At 32.3% G+C, this 6,549-nt stretch carries 9 protein-coding genes; all 9 read right to left on the bottom strand.

The features are described from left to right. On the bottom strand, positions 1 to 212 hold a 212-nt coding region (locus tag BMZ74_RS05175; RefSeq protein ID WP_089860717.1), incomplete at its 3' end, for a transposase family protein. A gap of 151 nt (positions 213 to 363) precedes the next feature. Continuing rightward, positions 364 to 912 (bottom strand): TIGR01440 family protein, encoded by a 549-nt coding sequence (locus BMZ74_RS05170; RefSeq protein ID WP_089860714.1) that lies wholly within the window; start codon positions 910 to 912, stop codon positions 364 to 366. Positions 913 to 1,074: 162 nt separating this feature from the next. Next, positions 1,075 to 1,332, bottom strand: a complete 258-nt coding sequence (locus tag BMZ74_RS05165) for a helix-turn-helix domain-containing protein (RefSeq protein WP_089860712.1) — start codon at positions 1,330 to 1,332, stop codon at positions 1,075 to 1,077. Positions 1,333 to 1,459: 127 nt separating this feature from the next. Continuing rightward, entirely contained in the window at positions 1,460 to 2,467 is a 1,008-nt protein-coding gene (locus tag BMZ74_RS05160) for a hypothetical protein (protein WP_089860710.1), read from the bottom strand. Between the two features lie 24 nt (positions 2,468 to 2,491). Next, positions 2,492 to 3,133 (bottom strand): metallophosphoesterase family protein, encoded by a 642-nt coding sequence (locus BMZ74_RS05155; RefSeq protein ID WP_089860708.1) that lies wholly within the window; start codon positions 3,131 to 3,133, stop codon positions 2,492 to 2,494. A gap of 144 nt (positions 3,134 to 3,277) precedes the next feature. Further along, a complete protein-coding gene (gene mnmL, locus BMZ74_RS05150) occupies positions 3,278 to 4,234 on the bottom strand; it encodes a tRNA modification radical SAM protein MnmL/YtqA (protein WP_089860706.1) in 957 nt (318 codons plus the stop codon). A 28-nt stretch (positions 4,235 to 4,262) separates the two neighbouring features. After that, positions 4,263 to 5,015 (bottom strand): phosphatase, encoded by a 753-nt coding sequence (locus BMZ74_RS05145; RefSeq protein WP_089860704.1) that lies wholly within the window; start codon positions 5,013 to 5,015, stop codon positions 4,263 to 4,265. Between the two features lie 129 nt (positions 5,016 to 5,144). Further along, positions 5,145 to 5,885 carry an ATP-binding cassette domain-containing protein gene (locus BMZ74_RS05140; RefSeq protein ID WP_089860702.1) on the bottom strand — a complete coding sequence of 247 codons (741 nt, stop codon included), beginning with the start codon at positions 5,883 to 5,885 and terminating at the stop codon, positions 5,145 to 5,147. Positions 5,886 to 5,895: 10 nt separating this feature from the next. Next, on the bottom strand, positions 5,896 to 6,540 hold the full coding sequence (locus BMZ74_RS05135; RefSeq protein ID WP_089860700.1) for an amino acid ABC transporter permease: 645 nt from the start codon (positions 6,538 to 6,540) through the stop codon (positions 5,896 to 5,898). Positions 6,541 to 6,549 lie beyond the last annotated feature (9 nt).

The raw sequence follows: 6,549 nt of genomic DNA, 5'->3' as shown, positions 1-6,549 counted from the left end.
CTAATAACTGTTTTTTTATCTCGAAGAGAAGTATCCTGAATCATTTGAGTTTTTCTATCATGAATCTTTTCTGCTTTTTTGCCGCAGACAGGACATTTAACATGATCTATTTTATAGTCAGCTACAAAAACTAAATATTCCTCCGTTTTAATTAAATCTGTTGCAACTAGGTCTGGTAAATCCATTAAATCTGTGATAAGATTATTATGCATTTGCTTGACTCCTTTATTGAATTTTTGGTGTTGTAACTATTTAATTCAACGGAGCCAGGCAAATGCCTTTTTTATTTAGATATTTTTAGATTTACAGTTTTTTCTTCACAACATTAATTATACAACCTAAATCATTAAAAAAGTTCTACAATTATAATTTATGATGTTTAGCTCGATCGCCACCAATCATTTTTAATCTAGTCCTGGCAGCCGTTAAATGAGCTTGCCCAATTTCTTTTAAACTAAGTCTAACTGGAACTGCAACTGGCTTTAAATGCATTCCAATCAGGGCATCTCCAATATCAATTCCTAAATCAGCAGCAATACTTTCTACAGCAACTGGATCCAAAAAATTATTAAAAGCAGCTGTCGCAAAAGCTCCTCCGGCTTGCCGATGTGGAATAACATTTACTTCAGGTAGTAAATATTGCTGCTGACATCTTCTTTCTACTATTAAAGCTCGATTAATATGTTCACATCCCTGTACAGCCAGATATAAACTCTGCTCCTTTAAAATAGAAGCCGCCAGATTAATAATCTTATCACCTAAATTAAGATCAGTAGCTGAACCAATTTCTTTACCTTGAATTTCACTTGTGCTGCCTCCCAATATAAAAATGGCTTCTGGGTCTGGCTTAACAGTATCTATTAACTCTCTAATGCTTTGTTCTACATTAGTTAAAATCATCTTAGTATCCATTAAATTCTCCTTTCTAATTTCAACATAGTTATATTTTAACTCAAAAATCAACTAAGCGCAAACTTGTAACTAAAAGCACAAATTTTTAATAATACAATAAAAAAAAAAGCCGGAAATCCGGCTTTTTAAATAATTTAAGCATTTTAAATTTAGTTTTTCTAATTAAAGATTACTTTCCCAAAAAATAATTTGTTCTGGTAGTTTAAAATAATCGGCGATTTTTTTGCGAACTTCTTTATCTGGTATTTTACCTTCACAGCACCATCTACTAATCTCAGCCGGATGAACCCCTAATTTATCAGCCATTATAGACATCGGAATTTCTTCAGCATAAATCAGACCATACAGAATTCGATTCTTCATACCTATTCTCAGACACTCCTGCATACCATCTTCAACACTGATTTGCCTTGGTATCATCACCAATCACCTCGATTATATTTTAAAGTGTTATTAAATCTACACCTTTAAATATATTATATCATAAAATTAAATAAATTCTATAAAATATTAGAATAATTTTACTTTTTATGCTAATATTTATTTTTTAGAGTGATTTTTGGCTAATTTCGTCTTCTAACTTTTGGTATTTTTCTTTTGCTTCTAGAGAAACTTTCTGCATAACTTCTTCTCTAAACTTTCTGGCAAGTGCCGCTCGCTCATATTTATTATGATCAGGAATTAGTTCTGACCAATTAATTTTAGTGTTTTTGTTAAATAAATCATAATCAACTAGCCTTTCTCCAGCTAGATTATATTCTAAAGTAAATAATATTTTTTTTATGGTAAGCGGTGATAAGAATGTAAACAAACGAATTTGATAAGCAGTAATAGAAAACAAAGCAAAAGCATGATCTTTAGTCCAGGATTCACCTAAAATAATTCCTGCTTCTAAATCAGACAAGATAGTAATTAAACGCTGATATTCAAGCTCATATAATTCATCTGAATCATAAATATTAATTTTTAATTCTGACCACTGCTGGCTGGACAATCCATGAGTTATATAGCGAATAGCATCCCGCCTTAGTTCTTCAAAGACTAGCTGAGCTTCTTTTTTTATTAAAATGCTATTCTTTACTCCTTTTAAAGAACTTATTCTTGATTTAATTGGTTCTTCAGTAAAAGAAATTATTGTACTATTAGCATCTCCCTGTTTAATTGCAGAAAGTAAAGTTATTTCTGCTGCCTGATAGTTTTTTTTAATTTCAGCAATAACTGACTCTCCATTTTCTGGAATTCTCATTACCAGCTGGCCCGGGCCAGCCGTTATTTTTATAATTAAATCATTTAATTTATGATCATTTAATACTAAAGCTAAAAAAGCAGTTGCTGTTAAAGAAATATTTAAAATAAGCTGAGCATCTTTAGCCTGAAATGAATCCACCTCTGATTCAGTCAAAAATAAAAGCAAGGATTCTTCTGCTGCAAGTCGAATAGCTGTCGTAAAATCCATAGACTTAACTTCAGAATTTTTCGAAATATTTTGATAAAATAAATCAATATTTTTTACTTGGAAAAATAAATAGCGAGGACCAGTGCGAACAAAGTTCATTTAACCAACTCCTGTCGATTAAAATTAAATCATATTAAATCTTTTATACTGTCTTCCCTGATCAATACTCCAGGGATAACTCACCTGGTAACTTTTACCAGCTGGCAGCAGCAAAAAATTTATATTCAAAATGCCATTTAAATATTCAGTAGCCGAAGTACTAGCTTTTTGAACAGCACTACTATGACCAAATAATTGAAAATCAGCTTTTTCCGGCAAATTTTCTATTTGGTGAGCCAATCCTAACTTTACACCAGCTAAATCTATTATACTGCCTTCAGGAAGTACTTCCCCACGTTTACTATTAGCCATAATTACTGAATAATCATCATGATTTCCAGGCACATAAATAATTCTAGCCGAAGTTAAATGTTCAAGTTTATCAATTAAATTAGCTGCTTTATGACGATAATCAGCAATTAAATCTCCATAATTATCTTCCAACTTTAAATTATCTACTAAATCACCAGTATGAATAATTAAATCAGGCTGACTATAAGTTAAAACTTTATAAACATGGGCATAAATTGATTCTGGTGTATCACTTATATGCATTATTTTGAACTGTCCAGAAGTATGAAACTCAGCCGGTAATTTATATCTATTTTTAAAATTATTAATACCTGTTGAAACATCACGCATAACTTTCTGTAAAATTGAAGTCATTACTCTCACTCCTCTGCTAATAGCTACTTTTTTGACTTCAGATTAAATTAAAACTTTATTAACAATAATTATAATACCTTAATATTAAAAATTCAAGTCACAAACCAGATTTAAAATTGCAACTTGAATTGATCACTAAAATATTTAGTTGAATTTTGCCAGCGCTTTACCCTGTAGATAATTAAACTTAGCTCCTTGTTCTGTCTTACGTTCTTTCATTTTTTTTATAATATCTTCATGAATTTCCCACCAGGGTAGATCCCAGTTAAGAAAAATTGTACCTTCTTCAGGAGCCCTCCCAATTAAACGCTGAACTGCAATACCAGGATCAAGATTTTCTAAAAATGAAATTACCCTTTCCTGATATTCAGCAAGAGAGCAAAGTTCAATTTCTCCCCGGGCCAGCTGAGCTGCATAAACAGAATTCTCTCGAATATAAAGAGCATGCAGTTTAACATGATCTACTTTAAGCGCGGACAAGATACGAGCTGCCTCAATAATATCTGCACGCTCATCTCCCGGCAGATTTAAAATTAAATGGACTCCAACTTCTATATCCAGCTGCTTAGCTGTTAAAACAGCATCAATAAACTCTGCCAGACCATGTTGCCGATTAACAGCTGCTAAAGTTTTATAATTAACTGTCTGCAGACCCAATTCAACTGCTAGTTCAGTTTTTGAAGACACTACTGCTAAAGTTTTTTGCAATTCCTCCAAATAATATTTATTGACTGTGTCAGGACGAGTAGAAAAATAAACAGCAGCTATATCATCAACTGCTGCTGCCTCTTTTGTATATTCTTTGAGCTGATTAAGCTCAAGATACGTATTGGTGTAATTTTGAAAATAAGCAATAAAATTATCAATTCCATATCTCTCACCAATATAAGCCTTATTTTCTAGAAGCTGATTTTTAACTGACATCTGCTCAGATAGCATTTCAAAGTCTGCTCCTTCTTCTCCACAAAAATAACAGCCCTTATAGCCTAGATTACCATCACGATTAGGACAGGTAACTGGTAAATTAACAGGTAATTTATAAGTTTTTTCGCCATATTTGTTTTTCAAAAACTGTGAGTATTTATAATACGGTTGTTTCATTTAATATCCCTCAAATTCAGCTAAGCAACTAAACTGTTTTTTTTAACTTAGCTAGTTTTTTATTTCTTTTTTTTAAATAGTTAAGTACACTAGTTTCAGAACGATTAATAATTAATTCTTCTGCAAAATCCTGACTATCAAGCACAAAATTCAAACTGGAATATTCACCAATATCAGCCTGAAAATGAGCATCACTGTTAACAGCTATCTTAACATCATACTCAATTGCCAGCTTAAGTAATTTAATTGATTCTGATTTAATACCTCGATAATGTGATTTTTTAGGACTATAAGAACTTGCATTTAATTCCAAAATTATGTTGTGTTTAGCAGCAGCTTTAGCAACTGCTTCTAAATCAATTGGATACTCTCGTTGAACTGGATGAGTTATCATATCAAGATAGGGATTTTTCATTGCTGCTATCACAGCCGCTGTATAGTCCTCTTTATTTTTAAGATTATGTCCAGTTAAACTATGCAGACCTGCAGCAACAAAATCTAAAAAAGATAAATATTCATTATCAAGATCAAGCTGACCTTGATCAAGAATATTAGCTTCAATCCCTTTAATTAATCTAACCCCATATAATCTTTCAGGTAAAATGGATATATTACCAAAATGATACATGTGAGGTCCGCCTGGTAGAGCAGGACCGTGATCGGTTATTGCAATTAACTTTATTCCTTTAACAAAAGCCCCTTTTGCCATTTCATCAACTGTAGAATAAGCATGACCACTGGCAACTGTATGTGTATGCAGATCAGTAGTTATTTTTAGCATGGCAGCACTTCCTCTCATTATTTGCTTATTAGCTTATAGAAGTTAAGTTAATAATATATTGAATAACTATTAATTATCTGTAAACATTTTAACAGTCTCTCAGAATAAAAGCAAATAAAAAAGCTCCCTTTATTGGGAGCTGTCATTTTGACTTAAAATTTTTGTTAAAAAAGTTTGGATTCGCTTTGATTCAGGATTAACAAATATCTTTTCAGGAACAGTATCACTAATTATTTTACCCTGATCCATAAAAAATACCCGATCAGATACATCACGAGCAAACCCCATCTCATGGGTTACAATTAACATTGTTATATTTTCATCAGCCAAATCTTTAATAACTGTTAAAACTTCTCCCACCAATTCAGGGTCAAGGGAAGAAGTAGGTTCATCAAAAAGCATAATATCAGGTTTCATTGCCAGCGCTCTAGCAATAGCAACCCGCTGTTTTTGCCCACCAGACAATTGAGCCGGATAACTATTTTTCTTATCAAATAACCCTACCTTTTTTAATAAGTTTTCAGCTCTTTTAATTGCTAAAGCCTTTTTTTCCTTATTGACAACTAGAGGAGCTTCAATTAAATTTTCCAGAACTGTCTTATGAGGAAAAAGATTAAAGCCCTGAAAAACCATCCCCATTTTGCGATAAGCAATTTTATTATCATCTTTAACTTGAGTTCCTTCGATAAATAGCTGACCAGAATTAATTTTTTCTAGACCAATTAAGGAACGAAGTAATGTACTCTTACCTGAGCCAGAGGGACCAATAATAGAAATAACTTCTCCCTGTTTTACTGCAAAAGACACATTAGACAAAACCTCTAAATCAGTAAAACTTTTACAAATATTTTTTGCTTTTATCATTTCCAAATTTATCACCTTATTCATAAACAGAATATTTTTTTTCTAATTTGCGAAAAACAGTCACAATTATTGAACTAATAACCAGATAAAAAATAGCAGCAATTATAAAAGGGATAATAGAAAAATCCCTGGTCACAGAAACCTTAGCTGAACGAAGTAAGTCTCCAAGTCCAATTACAGCTACTAAAGCACTATCTTTAACCAGATTAATAGCTTCGTTACTGGTAGCAGGCAAAACTCTCTTTACTGTTTGGGGGATAATTATGCGACTCATAGTTTGACGATAATTAAGCCCGAGAACTTCAGCCGCTTCATACTGTCCTTCTGGAATAGATTCAATACCACCACGAAAAATTTCTGTAAAATAAGCGCCATAATTTATGATAAAAGTTAAAGCTGCCGCTGGGAATGGCTGTAATGTTATCCCCAACACTGGTAGCCCATAATAGGCAAAAAATAGTTGTAATAAGAGCGGGGTACCTCGAAAAACCCAGGTATAAAAAGATAAAATAGCCTGTAAAAAAGGAATTTTGGAAATTTTACCTAAAGCCCCAGCTATACCTAAACCAACTGAAAATACAGCTGTTACTAAATAAAGCTGGAAGGTAATCAAACTACCTTCCAGTATATATCCTGATACGTTTACTATATAATCAAACAAATAAATGCC

Origin of the sequence: Halanaerobium salsuginis (genome assembly GCF_900114545.1) — a bacterium.
Lineage (GTDB): Bacteria > Bacillota > Halanaerobiia > Halanaerobiales > Halanaerobiaceae > Halanaerobium > Halanaerobium salsuginis.
Note: the sequence above shows the minus strand (reverse complement) of the source record. Positions and strands in the feature narration are given on the sequence as shown.